General features: G+C 73.4%; 15 protein-coding genes. 4 read left to right on the top strand and 11 right to left on the bottom strand.

Annotation, left to right across the window (positions count from 1 at the left end; all coding sequences use genetic code 11):
• Positions 1 to 273 precede the first annotated feature (273 nt).
• Complete coding sequence (locus BGK67_RS27910) at positions 274 to 690, top strand: hypothetical protein (RefSeq protein ID WP_069922657.1); 417 nt, start codon at positions 274 to 276, stop codon at positions 688 to 690.
• Here the strand turns inward: BGK67_RS27910 and BGK67_RS27915 are convergent.
• Positions 676 to 1,476: a helix-turn-helix domain-containing protein gene (locus BGK67_RS27915; protein WP_069922658.1), complete on the bottom strand. Its 801-nt coding sequence runs from the start codon at positions 1,474 to 1,476 to the stop codon at positions 676 to 678. The two genes, BGK67_RS27910 and BGK67_RS27915, sit on opposite strands and share 15 nt — an antisense overlap.
• A gap of 39 nt (positions 1,477 to 1,515) precedes the next feature.
• The gene (locus tag BGK67_RS27920; RefSeq protein ID WP_069922659.1) at positions 1,516 to 3,315 is read right to left on the bottom strand and encodes a hydroxysqualene dehydroxylase; all 1,800 of its coding nucleotides are present in this window, start codon (positions 3,313 to 3,315) and stop codon (positions 1,516 to 1,518) included.
• Between the two features lie 184 nt (positions 3,316 to 3,499).
• Between BGK67_RS27920 and BGK67_RS27925 the strand changes: the two genes are divergently transcribed.
• Positions 3,500 to 3,805: a 4a-hydroxytetrahydrobiopterin dehydratase gene (locus BGK67_RS27925; protein ID WP_069922660.1), complete on the top strand. Its 306-nt coding sequence runs from the start codon at positions 3,500 to 3,502 to the stop codon at positions 3,803 to 3,805.
• 55 nt (positions 3,806 to 3,860) lie between these two features.
• Here the strand turns inward: BGK67_RS27925 and BGK67_RS27930 are convergent, their stop codons facing one another.
• The 8 genes from BGK67_RS27930 to BGK67_RS27965 all read right to left on the bottom strand — a co-directional run bounded on the left by BGK67_RS27930 (position 3,861) and on the right by BGK67_RS27965 (position 13,874).
• Positions 3,861 to 4,490, bottom strand: a complete 630-nt coding sequence (locus BGK67_RS27930) for a hypothetical protein (RefSeq protein ID WP_069922661.1) — start codon at positions 4,488 to 4,490, stop codon at positions 3,861 to 3,863.
• Between the two features lie 109 nt (positions 4,491 to 4,599).
• Complete coding sequence (locus BGK67_RS27935; protein ID WP_079154413.1) at positions 4,600 to 5,025, bottom strand: RICIN domain-containing protein; 426 nt, start codon at positions 5,023 to 5,025, stop codon at positions 4,600 to 4,602.
• A gap of 11 nt (positions 5,026 to 5,036) precedes the next feature.
• Positions 5,037 to 5,843, bottom strand: a complete 807-nt coding sequence (locus BGK67_RS27940) for an aldo/keto reductase (protein WP_069924158.1) — start codon at positions 5,841 to 5,843, stop codon at positions 5,037 to 5,039.
• Positions 5,844 to 5,985: 142 nt separating this feature from the next.
• On the bottom strand, positions 5,986 to 6,756 hold the full coding sequence (locus tag BGK67_RS27945; RefSeq protein ID WP_069922663.1) for an ABC transporter ATP-binding protein: 771 nt from the start codon (positions 6,754 to 6,756) through the stop codon (positions 5,986 to 5,988).
• Positions 6,753 to 9,680: an ABC transporter permease subunit gene (locus tag BGK67_RS27950; protein ID WP_069922664.1), complete on the bottom strand. Its 2,928-nt coding sequence runs from the start codon at positions 9,678 to 9,680 to the stop codon at positions 6,753 to 6,755. The genes BGK67_RS27945 and BGK67_RS27950 overlap by 4 nt, the downstream gene beginning before the upstream one ends.
• A 9-nt stretch (positions 9,681 to 9,689) precedes the next feature.
• Entirely contained in the window at positions 9,690 to 10,958 is a 1,269-nt protein-coding gene (locus BGK67_RS27955; RefSeq protein ID WP_069922665.1) for an ABC transporter substrate-binding protein, read from the bottom strand.
• Positions 10,959 to 11,090: 132 nt separating this feature from the next.
• Complete coding sequence (locus BGK67_RS27960) at positions 11,091 to 12,914, bottom strand: AMP-dependent synthetase/ligase (protein ID WP_069922666.1); 1,824 nt, start codon at positions 12,912 to 12,914, stop codon at positions 11,091 to 11,093.
• A gap of 108 nt (positions 12,915 to 13,022) precedes the next feature.
• The gene (locus BGK67_RS27965; RefSeq protein WP_069922667.1) at positions 13,023 to 13,874 is read right to left on the bottom strand and encodes a LysR substrate-binding domain-containing protein; all 852 of its coding nucleotides are present in this window, start codon (positions 13,872 to 13,874) and stop codon (positions 13,023 to 13,025) included.
• Between the two features lie 128 nt (positions 13,875 to 14,002).
• Between BGK67_RS27965 and BGK67_RS27970 the strand changes: the two genes are divergently transcribed.
• Positions 14,003 to 15,046: a bile acid:sodium symporter family protein gene (locus tag BGK67_RS27970; protein WP_069922668.1), complete on the top strand. Its 1,044-nt coding sequence runs from the start codon at positions 14,003 to 14,005 to the stop codon at positions 15,044 to 15,046.
• 9 nt (positions 15,047 to 15,055) lie between these two features.
• Entirely contained in the window at positions 15,056 to 15,487 is a 432-nt protein-coding gene (locus BGK67_RS27975) for a hypothetical protein (protein WP_069922669.1), read from the top strand.
• Between the two features lie 57 nt (positions 15,488 to 15,544).
• Here the strand turns inward: BGK67_RS27975 and fdhD are convergent, their stop codons facing one another.
• Entirely contained in the window at positions 15,545 to 16,372 is an 828-nt protein-coding gene (gene fdhD / locus BGK67_RS27980) for a formate dehydrogenase accessory sulfurtransferase FdhD (protein WP_069922670.1), read from the bottom strand.
• Between the last annotated feature and the right edge of the window lie 123 nt (positions 16,373 to 16,495).

Genomic DNA, 16,495 nt, shown 5'->3' on the forward strand with positions numbered 1-16,495 from the left:
AAGTGATCGAATCCAGGAAGCGGAATGACATCTCATTTCGGTCACGGAGTCACCTGTCGGGCCGAGCTGCGCCCAACCCGCCCAAAACTACCGTTCGGTAAGTCCTTCGGTGTGCCTCCCGAACCGCCCGGGACCGCCCCTTACCTCCCGGGTAATCGACCCCGCCGGGGCCGGGCCGCACAGTGGAGGGCATCGGGTTCCGGGGTCGCGCACTCGGCTCCGGGGCCCGTATCCACCATCCGCGCAAACGTCTTCGACGGAGGCTGACTTCCCATGTCCGCGACCCTGATCGGCAGCATCGCCCGCACCGCCGAGCCGCAGGCGGCCCTGCGCCGCTTCCTCGCCCTCGACTCCCTGGTCACCACCGGCAACGGGCTGGCGTACGTCGCCTTCTCGGCCCCGCTGGGCCGGCTGCTCGGGGTCGGGGAGGGGCTGCTGCTGGGCCTCGGGATCCTGCTCGTGGCCTACGGGGCCGCGGTGGGCCTGCTGGCCTCGCGCAGGCGGCCGCCCGCCCTGCCGGTGAAGCTCGTCATCGAGACCAACTACGCCTGGGCGGCCCTGAGTCTGGTCTCGCTCGCCGTCTGGTTCTCGCCGACGGCCGCGGGCGCCGTGTGGATCCCGGCGCAGGGGCTCGTCGTCGCCGGCTTCGCGCTGCTCCAGCAGCTCGCCCTGCGCTCAGCCGCCAAGTGAGCGCAGGTACTTCACCGTTGCCGGATCGGCCGGGAGCATCGTCTCGATCGCCAGCTCGGCGACGGTCACGTCCATCGGCGTGTTGAAGGTCGCGATCGACGACACGAAGGACAGCACGTGGCCGTCGTGCTCGATGACGAGCGGGAGCGCGATGTACGGGACGGGCTCCTCCGGCGCGGCGGCCTCGTCGCCCGGGCGCCCGGGAACCGCGTAGGCCGAGACCTCCTCGTACAGCGCGCGCAGCGGCTCGGACCGGGCCAGCGCGATCTGCCGCTCCATCTGCTCCAGCAGATGCCCGCGCCACGCCGCGAGATTGCGGATCCTCGGGGCCAGCCCTTCGGGGTGCAGGGTGATCCGCATGGCGTTCAGCGGCGGGACCAGCAGGTGCTCCGGCAGCCCCTCCATCAGCATCAGGATGCCCCGGTTGGCGGCGACGACGTCGTACGTGGCGTCCACGACCAGCGCCGGGTAGGGCTCGTAACCGGTCAGCAGCCGCTCGATCCCCTCGCGCAGCGCCTCCATGGACGGGTGGTCCAGCGCGGTCTGCGCGTAGTGCGGGGCGTAACCCGCTGCCAAAAGCAGGGCGTTCCGCTCGCGCACCGGCACCTCCAGACGGTCCGCGAGCCTCAGCACCATCTCCTCGCTCGGCCGGGACCGCCCGGTCTCGATGAAGCTGATGTGCCGGGACGAGGAGTCGGCGCGGCCCGCCAGCTCCAGCTGGCTGATGCCGCGCCGCTCCCGCCACGTACGGAGCAGGGCGCCGACCGCGGGCCTCGTGGTGGTCATGCCCCCGACGGTAGCCGAGCGTGCCGGGAGGCGCCCGGGTCAGCCCAGATCGAAGACGTTCCGCAGCCCGAGGCGGTAGCGCCACAGGTCGTGCCGCTTGGCGGGCTCGACCTCCGGGGCCCGGTACATCGGCCGGACCGTGCACCGGGCGGCCGGTGAACCGTCCCGGTCCAGCAGACCGTTGACGGCCGCACGCGCGGAGGCGTTCGCCCCCTCCATCGTCGCCAGGTCGATGTCGACCGCCACGTAGTCCCCGCTGAGGAAGAAGTTGGGGATGCGGGTGCCCGCGCTCGGCCGGTTGTGGAAGGTGCCGGTCGGGTGGATCAGCAGCTCGTCCTCGTTCGTCGGGTTCGGAGTGCCCAGCCCGTCCACGCCCGGATCCAGGAACCACGAGTGCAGCGCGGAATCGCTCAGCAGGGTCTTCCCGGTGTCGTTGAGGGAGGCCTTCAGCTGGGCCCACACCTCGCGCGCCACCTCCTCCCGGGTGCACTGCTTGGCGGTCTTGCCGTACAGGATCCCGGGCTTGTCCCACTCCGAGATGTCCACCGACAGGCAGTCCACCGCGACACCGTCGCCGTAGTCGGCGGGGAAGTTCCGGGAGGGCCAGTGCTCGGCCTGCTGGATGGCCGTCAACGACCAGGCGGAGTCGATGCAGTTGAGGTGGCCGTGCACCAGCGGCGCCCGTTCCGTCAGGTAGAACTGGATCCCCGTCATCCAGTCGGTCTGCAGCCTGTCGCAGCGCCCCAGCATCGGATCGGCGGCCCGCAGTGCGGCGCTCCAGGTGCGCCGGGCGTGCTCGACGGGCAGGGCCGAGACGTAGTGGTCGGCGGTGACGGTCTGCCGCGCGCCGGACGGGTCCATGACGGCGACCCCGCTCACCCGGCCGTTCCCGTACTGCACCTCCCGCACGGTCCAGCCGATCTTGAACTCCACGCCGAGCGAGCGCAGATGGGCCTCCCAGGGGTCGATCCACGCCTCGTTGGTGGGCAGGTTGAGGATCCGGTCCGGCGGGCCGTCCGCGCCGCGGCCCAGCAGGTTGAAGACGAAGGCCTCGCCGAGGGCGCCCACGGTGCGGGTGGAGGCCTCCTCCGCCTTGGTGGCGACGATGTTGCGGGTGATGCCGACCGCGAGGATCCGCTGGTACTCGTTCGACATCCGCGCCGCGCGGACGAAGTCCCACCAAGGGGTGTGCTCCCAGACCTCGTTGCGGCGCTCGTCGCAGCTGGTGAGGAAGACCAGCACGCGGTTGACGAAGTACGCCGTCTCGTGGGGCGGCAGCCGCACCAGCGACTGCAGGATGCCGGTGAGGGCGCGCCGGATCTCTTCGGGGGTCAGCTCGGCGGGGGAGTGCTCCGGCCAGGGGATGGGCCCGCGCAGGTCCTCGCGGCCGCCCGCCCGCGCGAACATCATCTCGCGCGGGGCGACGAGGTTGTCCCACACCCCGTTGGCGTTCCCGGGGAAGGGGATGCGGCGCATGGTGTCCGGCAGGTTGTGGTAGATGCCGGGGATGAAGCGGAAGCCGTGCTCGGCGGGCAGCGGGCGGCGGCCGCCCCGGGCGCTGCCGGGCACGTCCATGCTGCGGGCCTTGCCGCCGAGCGCGCGGCGTTCGTACACGGTGACCGCGTAGCCGCGCTCGGCGAGTTCGTGCGCCGCGGTCAGTCCGGCCACCCCGCCGCCGAGGACGGCGACGCGCCGGCCGTTCGGCGCGGCCGCGGTACCCGCGCCCGTCGCGGCCGCGGCCGTCGGCGCCGCGGCCAGGCCCGCCGCCAGGGCGCCGCCTGCCGTGGCGGCGGCGGTGCCCGCGATGAACGTACGTCTGGAACTTCCTGTGCTCACCATTGAGGCACTGCCCTTCGTCCCCTTGTTACCGCTGGTAACGGTCACGTCCGGCGCAGGAGCATAGGGGGGCCGGGTGGGGCGCGGAAGGCTCGGAAAGCACCTGAGCGCACTATGGCGCGAAAGGGTCGCTCGGGCGCGCACTGTGGGAACCTTGACTCCACGTCACGGGAAAAGGAGCCGGTGGATGCCGAGTGAACCGCTGTCACAGAAGGAGATCGAGGACCGGTTGCGGGAACTCCCCGGCTGGGCCTTCGAGGACGACCGGATCTTCCGCACCTACCGGCTGGGCACGCACTTCGCGGCGAGCGCCCTGGTGGCCCACATCGCCTCCGTGCAGGAGGAGTTGAACCACCACTCCGACCTGACGCTCGGCTACAACACCGTCCGGCTGTCGGTGAACAGCCACGACGCGGGCGGCGTGGTGACGGCGAACGACTTCGCCCTCGCCGAGCGCGTCGAATCCCTCGCCCCGGCCCACGGCGCGAGCTGACGGCGCACCGCGGCGCGTCCTGGCATCCCGCCGTGCGAGCTGGGGCCGGACGGGGTCAGGGGCAGGCCTCCTCGAACTTCACCGCGGTGAACGCGACAGGCTGGCCGGCGAGCGGGGTCCCGGCCGCCGGGCTCTGCGTGCACACCTTCCAGTTCGACTCCTGGAGCACCATCCGCCCCTGGGCGGAGTCCTTCACCGAGATGCCGGTGTTCGGGGGCAGAGCCCCGCGGGCGACCTTGACCGACTTCCCGGCGAGGTCCGGCATGCTCCCGCCGGCCGCGGGCGGAGCACTCGCGTCCTGAGCGGGGCAGGCCTCCTCCAGCTTCACGGCGCCGAAGTCGACGGACGTGTCCGTGGAGACGGCGGCTCCGCCCCTCGGCTCCTGCGAACACACCTTCCAGTTCCGGTCCATGGCCTGGAGGCGTCCGCGCCCCAGGGCGTCATGGGACTTCAGCGTGCGGAATCCGGCCGCCTGGGCCTCGTCCTGCGCGGCTTGGAGACCCTTGCCCACCAGATCGGGGAGAATCGCGGTCCCGGGGGCGGAGGCCCCGGGAGCCGTGGAGGGAGCGGACGCCGTGGCCGATGCCGCAGGCGCGCCGCCGGCGGGGTCCCGCGTCTCCTGGCACCCGGTGAGGGCGAGGCCGCCGGCGAAGGCCAGCACTGCGATGGTGCGGTGTGTGCGCATGGGCCCATGTTCGCCGCACCGGGGAGGCGCCGTGTGAGCCGTCACACACCTGTGACGCGAAAGCCCGGCGTCCGCCGGGGCTTTCGCGTCGTGGGCCGCCCGGGCGGGGTCAGGCCGGTTCCAGGCGCCACCACTGGGCCGGGGAGTCGGTGTCCTCGCCCTGGCGGGCGCGGCCCTGGTCGTCGGCTTCCAGGAGGAGGTCGCTGACGCACGCGATCAGGGAGACCACACCCGGAGCGTCGAGGTGCTCCTCGACGAGCCACTCCTGCGCACCGAAGGCGTTGGGCCGCCACACCTGCACCCGGGCGCCGCTGTCCGTGGAGGCGTTCGCGACGTCCAGGCGCCGCTCGTTGTCCTCGCTCACCACGTGGAAGATCCCGCCGCCGCTGTGCACCGGCGAGATCCGCCACCGGCGGGCCGCCTCGGGCGCGGGCGGCCCGTCGGGGCCGACCCGTACCCGGGAGGCGCCCTCCAGCTGGAGCACCAGGCCGCTGCCCACGTTGCGGATCCGGTAGACCCCCTCGGAAAGGTTCACGCGATCCCCGCTCACACGTCGAAGACGGCCGGGTCCGGACCGATCCGCCGGGCCGCCGGGCCCGCGCCCAGGGCGTCCAGCGCGGCGACGGCGTCGGCGTCCAGCTCGAAGCCGAAGACGTCCAGGTTCTCCCGGATCCGGGCCGGGGTCACGGACTTCGGGATCGCGACGTGGCCGTGACCGAGGTGCCAGCGCAGCACCACCTGCGCGGCGCTGCGACCGTGCTTGGCGGCGATCGCGGCCACCGCCGGGAGCGTCAGCAGCTCCTTGCCCTGGCCCAGCGGCGACCAGGCCTCCGTGGTGATCCCGCGCTCGGCGTGCAGCGCGCGCAGCTCGTCCTGCGGGAACAGCGGGTGCAGCTCGATCTGGTTCACGGCCGGCACCAGCCCACTGGCCCCGGCCAGCCGGTCCAGGTCCGCCGGGCGGAAGTTCGACACGCCGACCGCCCTGGCCCGGCCCTCGGCCGCGATCTCCTCGAACGCCTGCCAGATGGAGACGAAGTCGTCGCGCATCGGGCGCGGCCAGTGGATCAGGTACAGGTCGACGTGGTCGAGGCCCAGCTTGCCCAGCGAATCGTCGAAAGCGCGCAGCACGGCGTCCCGGTTCCAGCGCTGCTTCGGGCCGTTCCACAGCTTCGTGGTGACGAACAGCTCCTCGCGCGCCACCCCGGAAGCGGCCAGGCCCCTGCCCGTACCGGCCTCGTTGCCGTAGACGGCGGCCGTGTCGATGCTGCGGTAGCCCGCCTCCAGCGCGGTCGCCACGGCCCGCTCCGCCTCCTCGTCCGGCACCTGCCAGACGCCGAAGCCGAGCTGGGGCATCAGCGTGCCGTTGTTGAGCTTGACGGTGGGGACCTGGTGGACCTGGTTCACGTCTGGTCGTTCCCTCGAGTCGATGGACGGCGTCGTACGAGGGGCGACAACCGGCCCCTCGTACGACGTATTCCCGCCACCAGCGAACGGATCACGCCGTCCCCAGGTACGCCTCCCGCACGGCCGGATTCGCCCGCACCTCGCCCGGCGGCCCCTCGGCGAGCACCGCCCCGAGGTCCAGTACGGCCACCCGCTCGCACAGGTCCATCACGAAGGCCACGTTGTGCTCGACCAGCAGCACCGCGCAGCCCTCCTCCCGGGCGAGGCGCCGGACGACCGCAGCCAGCCGCTCGCGTTCCGGGGCCGACATCCCGGACGCCGGCTCGTCCAGCAGCAGCACCCTCGGCGGATCGGCCACCGCCCGCGCCAGCTCCACCATCCGGGCCTGCCCGACGGGCAGCCCGCCGGCGTACGAGGCCCCCAGCGCGCCGATCCCGCAGCCGGCCAGCACCCGCTCGCCCCGCTCCCGGCGCGCCCGCTCCCGGGACCGCCGGGCGGGGAAGGCGACCAGATCGGCGGCCAGCCCGCCCCCGCCGCCCCGCCACTCCTGCGCGACCAGCAGGTTGTCGGCCACGCTGAGCTGGCCGAACAACTGCTGGCGCTGGAAGGTCCGCCGCATCCCGTGCCGGGCCCGCCAGACGGGGGAGCGGCGGGTGATGTCCACCCCGTCCAGCAGCATCCGCCCCTGGTCGGGCCGCCGGATACCGGACAGGACGTCGAACAGGGTGGTCTTCCCGGCCCCGTTCGGCCCGATCAGCCCGCACACCTCGCCCGCCCGGACGCCCAGGTCCACGCCGGTCAGCGCCCGGACCCCGCCGAAGCGCACGCCGACCCCCCGGGCCTCCAGTACGTAGCCGCTCATGTCGCCATCCCCAGGTAGGCCTCGGTGAGCCGGTCCGCCTCCACCTCGGTGCGCGGTCCGCACCAGGACACCCGGCCCTGGGAGAGGCAGGCCACGGTGTCGGCGATCCCGAGGATCTCCGCCGCCTTCTCCTCCACCAGGAGCAGCGCGGTCCCCGCGTCGCGGAGTTCGGTGAGCAGCGCGTACACCTCCTCGACCACGCGCGGGGCGAGCCCGAGCGAGGGCTCGTCGGCGATCAGCACCTCGGGCGGGCGCTGCAGCAGCGGGGCCAGCGCCAGCATCTGCTGCTCCCCGCCGGACAGGGCCCCGGCGGCCACCCCGCGGCGTTCCGCGAGGCGCGGGAAGCGGTCGTAGACGGCGGAGCGGGCGGCCGGGTCCCGCAGGTACAGGGCCAGGTTCTCCTCGATGGTGAGCGCGGGGAAGATCCCCCGGCCCTCGGGGGCGAGCACCACTCCGGACCGGGCCCGGCGCACGGAGTCCTCGCGGGTCGCGTCGCGGCCGCCCACGAACACCGCTCCGGCGGTGGGGCGCAGGGCGCCGGCGGCGACGCGGCAGGCGGTGCTCTTGCCGGCGCCGTTGGGTCCGAGCACGGCGAGGATCTCCCCGGCCCGCACGGCCAGATCCACCCCGCGCAACACGAGCCCGCCGTCGTACCCGGCCGACACCCCACGCAGCGCCAGCCGCACCCGTGCGGGGCGCTGCCCTGGCCCCGGCGTCTCAATCGCCGGCGCGGCTGACAGGTCGGGGCTCGGCCCCGAGCCCCGCGCCGCGATCGCCGGCGCGGCTGAGGGATCGGGGCTCCGCCCCGGACCCCGCTCCTCGAGCGACGGAGGGGCCGGAGTTTGGCCGGGCCGGGATTGGTGGGCGCCGGCCGGTGGGCTGGAGGGCCGGGGCGCGGCAATCGCAGCCCCGCCCGCGTTTGAGGCGCGGGGGTCCGGAGGCGGAGCCCCCGCGGGGTCCGGGGGCCTGGCTCCCGACGGGCCCGAAGGCCAGGTTCCCGCAGGGGTACGGGCCCCGCCCCGCCGCCGCTTCGCCAACCGCACCGGCACGGCCGCGCAATACCCGTCAGGATCGTTGGCCAAAGCCAACCCCGCCAGCCCGAACAGAATCACCGGCACATGCGCCGACGCCGTCACATAGTCCGCCAGCACCCGCGGAGCGACGGCGAACACCAGCCCCGCGACCACCGCGTACTGCGGCCGCCGGACCCCCGCCGCGACCACCACCGCCAGCCACACCAGCCCGGTCATCGCCGTGAAGTCCGTGGCCGTGATCCGGGTGTTGAACGACGCGTACATCACGCCTCCGAACCCGGCCAGCCCCGCCGACAGCGTGAACAGCAGCAGCTTCGTCCGCAGGACGGACACCCCCGAGGCCATCGCCGCCGCGGGCGCCGACCGGACGGCCAGCATCGCCCGGCCCGACGGCGAGCCCCGCAGCGCGCTCAGCCCCGCGGCCACCACCGCGACCAGGACGACCAGGGCCACGCCCAGCGCCCGGTCGTCGGACAGGTCCACCGGCCCGAACACCGGCCGAGGGATCGCCCATCCGGAGTCCCCGTTGCGCAGCCACCGCAGCTGGAACAGCACCTGGTCGGCGAGGAACGCCAGCGCCAGGGTCGCCAGCGCCAGCGACCGCCCGCCCAGGCGCAGCGCCGGCAGGGCGACCAGCGCCCCCAGCACCGCGGCCACGCACGTCCCGACCGCCAGCGCCGCCGCGAACGGCCAGCCCCGGCTCATCAGCAGTCCGGCCACCAGCGCGGCCCCGGTCACGAAGGTGCCCTGGGCCAGCGAAACCATCGCCCCCAGCCCGGTCACCACGGTGAAGGACATGAACACCAGCCCGATGGCCAGACCTTGGGCCAGCAGCCCGCTCCAGAACGGGCTGGTCACGGTGTAGAAGGCGACACCCAGCGCCACCGCGCCCGCGGCCCACACCCCCCACCGCCGCCCCCACGGGGCCCCGGCCAGATGGTCGACCGGCGGCGCGTCCACGGCCGCGACCCCCGCCGTCCGCGCCCTGCGCGTCAGCACCAGCAGGCCCGCGAACAGGATCAGGAACGGCACCGCCGTGCGAAAGCCGGTGAGGCCCTCGGCGAAGGAGGCGTACCCGGCCACCAGGTTCTGCAGGACCCCCAGCCCCAGCCCGCCCGCGAAGGCGAGCGGCACGGACGCGAACCGTCCGATGACCGCCGCCGTCGCCGAGACGAACAGGAACAGGGTGAAGTCGTGCGCGGACAGTCCCAGCAGCGGCGTGGCGAGCACGCCCGCCAGCCCGGCCAGCGCCGAGGCGATCATCCAGGCAACCGACGAGAGCCGGTCGGCGCTGATCCCGCGCAGTTCGGTCAGCGAGCGGTTGTCCACGGCCGCCCGCAGCAGCAGCCCGAGCCGCGTGTGCCGCATCAGCACCCACAGGGCCACCGCCACCACCGCCGTCACCACCCAGGTGATCAGCTGGTCGGAGTCGATGCCGACGCCTTCGGTGAGCTGCCAGGACTTCGCCGGGCTCGGCCCGACCCCCGGCAGCCCGAACTGGTTCTCGGCGGGTTTCACGGGCGCGCCCGCGTCCGCCAGCAGCTCCACCGTCCACAGCCCGGCCGCCGGCAGTGCGACCAGCAGTCCGATGGTCGCCACGATCTGCGCCGTCTCGCCCACCCGCGCGAGCCGCCGGAACATCAGCCGGTCCAGCCCCCAGCCGAGGCCCGGGGCCAGGACGAACACCACCAGCAGCGCCGTGGGGACCGCCGGCCAGCCCAGGCCGGAGTGCAGCTCGTAGAAGGTGAGCGCGCACAGGTAGGCGGTGGCCCCGTGCGCGAAGTTGAACAGCCCGGACGCCGAGTACGACAGCACCAGCCCGGTGGCGAGCAGCGCGTACAGGGCGCCGGAGACCAGGCCGCTCAGTACGAAGACGAGCAGATCTCCCATGCCGCGGCCCTACTTGAAGGGAATCGGCTCGTGGCACTTGAACGGGACGGAGACCTCGTACGCGCCGTTCTTCAGCTGTACGAGCGCCCCGCAGCCGAAGCTGTCCTTCTGCCCCTTGGGCAGTGCCCGGTCGCCGACGAGCGTGCCGGTGTCGGAGAAGCGCTGCGCGGCGGCCTGGAAGGACCCGACGGTCAGGTCGGTGCCCGCCGTCTTCGCGATGGACACGAACAGGTCGGCCGACATGTACCCGGTCAGCATGTGCATGCTCAGTGGTACGTCCTGGCCGCCCGCCGCGGCCTTGATGTCGGCCTTGAACCGGGCCATCTTCGGGTTGTCCGACTCGAAGGGCTCGAACTGGAGCAGGACGTGCACCCCGTCGAGCGCCTGCTTGGTGGCGTCCTTGGCGAGCAGGCCCGGGTCGTAGTCGGTGGGGTCGGAGAGCAGCCCCTTGTAACCGCCGCGCTTGAGCGCGGTGAACAGGCCGATGTTGTTCGGGGTCTGCATGACGGAGACCACGGCGTCGGGAGCCTTGCCCCCGTTGCTCCCGAGGATCTCCTTCACGTACGCCGACCAGTCGCTCGGCAGAGCGGTTGCGGGGACGGAGGCCTCGGCGTAGGAGACGGTGAACCCGGCGCTGGCGAAGCCCTGTTGGAAGGTGCGGATGCCGAACTTCCCGGCGTCGCTGTCGTTGGCGATGATCGCGACGGACTTGCCGCGGGCCCCGCCGAGGAGCTGCCCGATGCCCTCGGGCCAGGTCTGGTTGATGGTGCCGCCGGGGGTGGGGACCAGGCAGCCGTTGAAGCCGTAGATGTACGTGGGCCCGCAGAAGGAGGGCAGGGTGCCCCAGCCGAAGGTGGGGACCTTCTCCTGTTCCAGGAAGTCGGCGCCGGAGAAGGTGACCGAGCTCATGGGGGCGACCGCGAAGACCTTGTCCTGCTGGACGAGTTTGCGGGCGGCCGCCATGTTCTTCGCGGGATCCTGGCCGTCGTCCTCCGCGCCCAGGTAGTCGATCTTGCGGCCGTTGACGCCTCCCTCGGCGTTGGCCCTCATGTAGCGCGCCTTGGCGCCGAGATCGGTGTCCTTCTTGCTGTAGCCGCTGGCGCTGGTCATCGACACGATGCCGCCGACCTTGATCGACTCGGCGGTCACCCCGCGGCGGTCCCCGGGCGTGTCGCCGGGCCGGCCGCTGCCGTCGCCCTTGGTGGAGGCGGAGTTGCAGGCGGAGACGAGGGCGAGGGCTGCTGCCGCGGCGGCAAGGGTGCGGATCGGTCGCAACATCTGGGGATCCCCTCGGTCGGAATCCCCGCATTCTGTGCGCGACCTGACGCATCGTCAATATCGGCGGCAGGGGTGATATGACGGAGCGTCAGAACGAGTAGCTTGGGTTCCGCCGTACCGGAGCCGGCCTGCTCACGACTGGTACAGCGCCGCGACCTCCATGGCGTACGCCTTCTCGATCGCCCGCCGCTTGAGTTTCAGCGACGGGGTCAGCAGCCCCCGTTCCTCGCTGAACTGCTCGGGCAGCACCCGGAAGGTGCGGATCGCCTCCGCCTGCGAGACCAGGGTGTTGGCCGCCACCACCGCCCGCCGCACCTCCGCCGACAGGTCCGTGTCGTGCACCAGCTCCGCCGCCGGCCGCTGCGGCAGCCCGCGCATCGACAGCCAGTGCGCGATCCCCTCCGGATCCAGGGTGATCAGGGCCGCGATGTAGGGCCGGTCATTGCCCACCAGCACGCACTGGGCCACCAGCGGATGCGAGCGGACCCGCTCCTCCAGCGCGGCCGGCTGCACGCTCTTGCCGTTGGAGGTCACCAGGATCTCCTTCTTGCGGCCCGTGATGGTGAGGTAGCCGTCCTCGTCCAGCCGGCCCAGGTCCCCGGTCGCCAGCCAGCCGCCGCGCAGCACCTCCTGCGTACCGCGCGGGTCGTTGAGGTAGCCGGAGAAGACGTGCCCGCCGTGCAGCCAGACCTCCCCGTCGGCCGCGATGTGCACCGTGCAGCCGGGGATCGGCGGGCCCACCGTGCCGTACTTGGTCGCCCCCGGCGGGTTCGCCGTGGCCGCCGCGCTCGACTCGGTCAGCCCGTACCCCTCGAAGATCGTGATCCCGGCGCCCTCGAAGAACAGCCCCAGGCGGCGCGACATCGCGGACCCGCCCGACATGGCGTGCCGCACCCGGCCGCCCATCGCCGCGCGGACCTTGCCGTACACCAGCTTCTCGAACACCTGGTGCTCCACCCGCAGCCCCGCGGAAGGGCCCGGCCCGATGCCGAAGGCCTGCTGCTCGCGCGCCTCCGCGTACCGCACGGCCGTCTCCACGGCCCGGTCGAAGGGGCCCGTGCGCCCCTCGGCCTCCGCCTTGCGGCGGGCGGCCGCGAAGACCTTCTCGAAGACGTACGGAACCCCGAGCACGAAGGTCGGCCGGAACGCCGCGAGGCCCGGCAGCAGCTCGGCCGCCGTCAGCACGGGCTGGTGTCCGAGCTTGACCCGCGCCCGGACGGCGGCCACCTCCACCATCCGCCCGAAGACGTGCGCCAGCGGCAGGAAGAGCAGGGTGGACGGCTGCTCGCCCGGGCTCGCCTGGAAGACGGACTCCCAGTGGCCGGCCATCGTGTCGGCCTCGAACATGAAGTTGGCATGGGTGAGCACGCACCCCTTGGGCCGCCCGGTGGTCCCCGAGGTGTAGATGACGGTGGCGACCGCGTCCGGGGTCACCGCCCCGCGGTGGCGGTGCACCACGTCCTCGGAGACCCCGCGCCCGTCGGCGACGAGCGCGTCCACGGCCCCCGCGTCGAGCTGCCACAGCAGCCGCAGCTCGGGGAGCCCGTCGACGACCGAGCCCACCGTCATGGCCTGGTCCTCGTTCTCGACCACGCAGGCCGTGCACCGCGAGTCGGCCAGGATCCACCGCACCTGCTCGGCGGAGGAGGTCGGATAGACGGGCACCGGCTGGGCGCCGATCGCCCACAGCGCGAAGTCGAAGAGCGTCCACTCGTAACGGGTACGGGACATGACGGCGACCCGGTCTCCGAACCGCACCCCCTGGGCCAGCAGTCCCTTGGCGAGCGCCAGCACCTCGGCGGCCAGCTCCCCGGAGGTCACGTCCCGCCAGACACCGCCGGTCTTGCGGCCGAGCACCACCCGGCCCGGTTCCTCGTGCGCATGCTGGAAGACGGTGTCGGCCAGACCGCCGACGGGCGCGCCCGTGATGACGGGTGGGACGGTGAACTCGCGCAAGGCCCCGCTCCTCTCCGTGCGGCGCGGCGACGGTACCCCACGCCGGACGGCAGTTGATCAGCCCGCGCACACCTCCACAAGACCTCCTCAGCGGTGTTCAGCGCCCGGTCAGGCCGTGCGGCTGAGGCGGTCCGCCCCCGAGAGGATCGCCGAGGCCAGGGCCTCGGCGGCGGCCGGGACGCGGGCGCCGCGCAGCAGCGCGAACTCCACCGGCCCCAGCTCGGGCAGCCCGCCGACGCGGACCAGCCCCGGCGGGATCAGCCCCCGGGCGTGGGCCATCACGCCCAGTCCCGCCCGGGCCGCCGCGATCAGCCCGCTCAGGCTGCCGCTCGTGCAGGCGACCCGCCACGGCCGCCCCTCCCGCTCCAGCACCTCCAGGGCCCGTGCCCGGGTGATCCCCGGGGGCGGGAAGACGATCAGCGGCACCGGGCGCTCCGGATCCACCCGCAGTCCCTCCGCCCCGATCCACACCATCCGGTCGCGCCACACCAGCCGGCCGCGCTCGTCGCCAGGCCCCCGCCGCTTGGCCAGCACCAGGTCGAGGAGCCCCGCGTCCAACCGCTCGTGCAGCGTGCCCGACAGCTCCACCGACAGCTCCAGGTCCACCTCCGGATGCTGGTGCCGGAACCCCTCCAGGATCTCCGGCAGCCTCGTCAGCACGAAGTCCTCCGAGGCCCCGAACCGAAGCCGCCCCCGCAGCCGGGTCCCCGTGAAGAAGGCCGCCGCCCGCTCGTGCGCCTCGAGGATCGTGCGCGCGAAGCCCAGCAGCGCCTCGCCGTCCTCCGTCAGCTCCACGCTGTGCGTGTCCCGCAGGAACAGCGGCCGCCCCGTCGCCTCCTCCAGCCGCCGCACGTGCTGGCTGACCGTGGACTGCCGTACGCCGAGCCGCCCGGCGGCCTGGGTGAAGCTGAGCGTCTGCGCCACCGTGAGGAACGTACGCAGCTGGACCGGGTCGTACATACCGCCCATGCTAGCCGCGGCCATCACGAACCGTGATGGCAGTCAGCGCCGTGTGCAGGTTTCCCGATCACCGCTCAGCCCCGACCATGAGGAGGAGACCACTCCCGAGAGCAAGTGAGCACCCGCACATGCGCCGCCCGCACCTCCCCGCCTGGCTGCCGCTGGACGCGTACATCCTGGCGCTCCTCGGTACCGTCGGCCTCGCCGCGCTGTTCCCCGCCCGCGGCACGGCCGCCACCGTCGCCGACGGGGCCTCCACCGCCGCCGTGGCCCTGCTCTTCTTCCTCTACGGCGCCCGGCTCTCCACCCGCGAGGCCTTCGACGGCCTGCGCCACTGGCGGCTGCACCTCACCGTGCTCGCCGGCACCTTCCTCCTCTTCCCCCTCCTCGGTGTCGCCGCCCGGGCCCTGGTGCCCGGCGTGCTCACCCCGCCCCTCTACAGCGGCCTGCTCTTCCTCTGCCTGGTCCCGTCGACCATCCAGTCCTCCATCGCCTTCACCTCGATCGCCCGCGGCAACGTCCCGGCCGCGATCTGCGCCGGCTCCTTCTCCAGCCTGGCCGGCATCCTCCTGACCCCCCTCCTCGCCGCGGGTCTGCTCGCCAACGACGCGGGCGGCTTCTCCCCGGACTCCGTCCTCAAGATCGTCCTCCAGCTCCTGCTGCCCTTCCTCCTGGGGCAGTTCCTGCGCCGCTGGGTCGGCGGCTTCCTCGTACGCCACCGGCCGGTCCTCGGCCACGTCGACCGCGGCTCGATCCTGCTCGTCGTCTACGCCGCCTTCAGCGCGGGCATGGCGGCCGGGATCTGGCACCAGGTGAGCGTCCTGCGCCTGGGCGCCCTGGTGGGGGTCGAGGCCGTCCTGCTCGCCGTCATGCTGCTCGTCACCTGGTACGGGGCCAAGCGCCTGGGCTTCGGCCGGGAGGACCGCATCGCCATCCAGTTCGCCGGTTCGAAGAAGAGCCTCGCCGCCGGACTCCCCATGGCCAGCGTGCTGTTCGGGGCGCAGGCCGGCCTCGCCGTGCTCCCGCTGATGCTGTTCCACCAGATGCAGCTGATGGTCTGCGCCGTCCTCGCCCGCCGCCGCGCCGCCGACCCGGTGGCCCCCGAACCCGCCGCTGAACCTGTGGCGGAGGTCTCGCCCCCGCCCCAACAGCCCACGGGTCGGGCCCGATAACGTTCGGTGGTGACCTGGATACGCCCGAACGGCGCCCACGCCGAACGCCCCTGCACCCTGGTGGTCTGCCGCGGCTGCTGCTGCGGAGACCCCCGCAAGAACCCCGGGACCGACCATGCCGGGCAGCTCGCCCGGCTGCGCGAGGCCGCGGCCGCCTCCGGGGGCCGCCTGGCCGTCCGTACGAGCGAATGCCTCGGCCCCTGCGCCCAGGCCAACGTGATCGTGGTCCAGCCCACCACCGAGGCCCGCCGCCGCGGCGCCCGCGCGGCCTGGTTCGGCTGGGCCCTGGACGACACCGCCACCGACGAGATCATCGCCTGGGCCGAAGCGGGCGGCCCCGGCACCACGCCGGTCCCGCCCACCCTGGACCTGCACCGCATCACGCCGCCGGCCCCGGCCCCGGCCGCGCGCGCCACCCGCCGCGGCCGGCGCGGGCGTTGAGACCTCGGCGAACGCGCACGGGGCAGCCGCGGGGCAGCTGCTGCCGAGCCCCGGGGGTCACAGCGTGATGCGCTCCTCGCCCGCGTAGATGTTCATGTCCGGTCCCCGCAGGAAGCCGACCAGGGTCAGGCCCGATTCCAGGGCCAGGTCCACCGCCAGGGAGGACGGGGCCGAGACCGCCGCCAGGATCGGGATGCCCGCCATCACGGCCTTCTGGGCGAGCTCGAAGGAGGCCCGGCCCGACACCAGCAGGATCGAGCCGGCCAGCGGCAGGCCGCCGGCCTGGAGCGCCCGCCCGACGATCTTGTCCACCGCGTTGTGCCGGCCCACGTCCTCGCGCAGGTCCAGCAGCTCCCCGCCCGCCGAGAACAGGCCGGCCGCGTGCAGCCCGCCCGTGCGGTCGAAGACCTTCTGGGCCGCGCGCAGCCGGTCCGGCAGCGCGCACAGGACGTCCGCGCAGACCCGTACGGGGTCGGCGCCGGCCGCCGGGAAGCGGGTCGCCGTACGCACCGCGTCCAGGCTTGCCTTGCCGCACAGGCCGCAGGAGGAGGTGGTGTAGACGTTCCGCTCCAGCGTGATGTCCGGCACCGGAACCCCCGCCGCCAGCTGCACATTGACCACGTTGTACGTGTTGGTGCCGTCCTCGGCCGCCCCCTCGCAATAGGTGACGGCCCGCACGTCCGAGGCTCCCGCGAGCACGCCCTCGCTCACCAGGAAGCCCACCGCGAGGGCGAAATCGTCCCCCGGGGTGCGCATCGTGATCGCCAGCGGCTTGCCGTTCAGCCGTATCTCCAGCGGCTCCTCGGCGACCAGCGTGTCCGGACGGACCCCCGCCACGCCGTTCCGGATCCGCACGACGCGACGGCGCTCCGTGACCCGTCCCATGGCGATCAGCCCACCCCTTCGGTTCTTGCCCGCGCTTCCTGCCCCTGTCCGACAACCTCATTGTCGCCGTTCCGCTTCCCGCACCGCTCCCGGCTGCCGGATCCTCGGGAATCTCCAAATTCC

The sequence above is a fragment of the Streptomyces subrutilus genome (assembly GCF_001746425.1).
In the GTDB taxonomy this organism is placed as follows: Bacteria; Actinomycetota; Actinomycetes; order Streptomycetales; family Streptomycetaceae; genus Streptomyces; species Streptomyces subrutilus_A.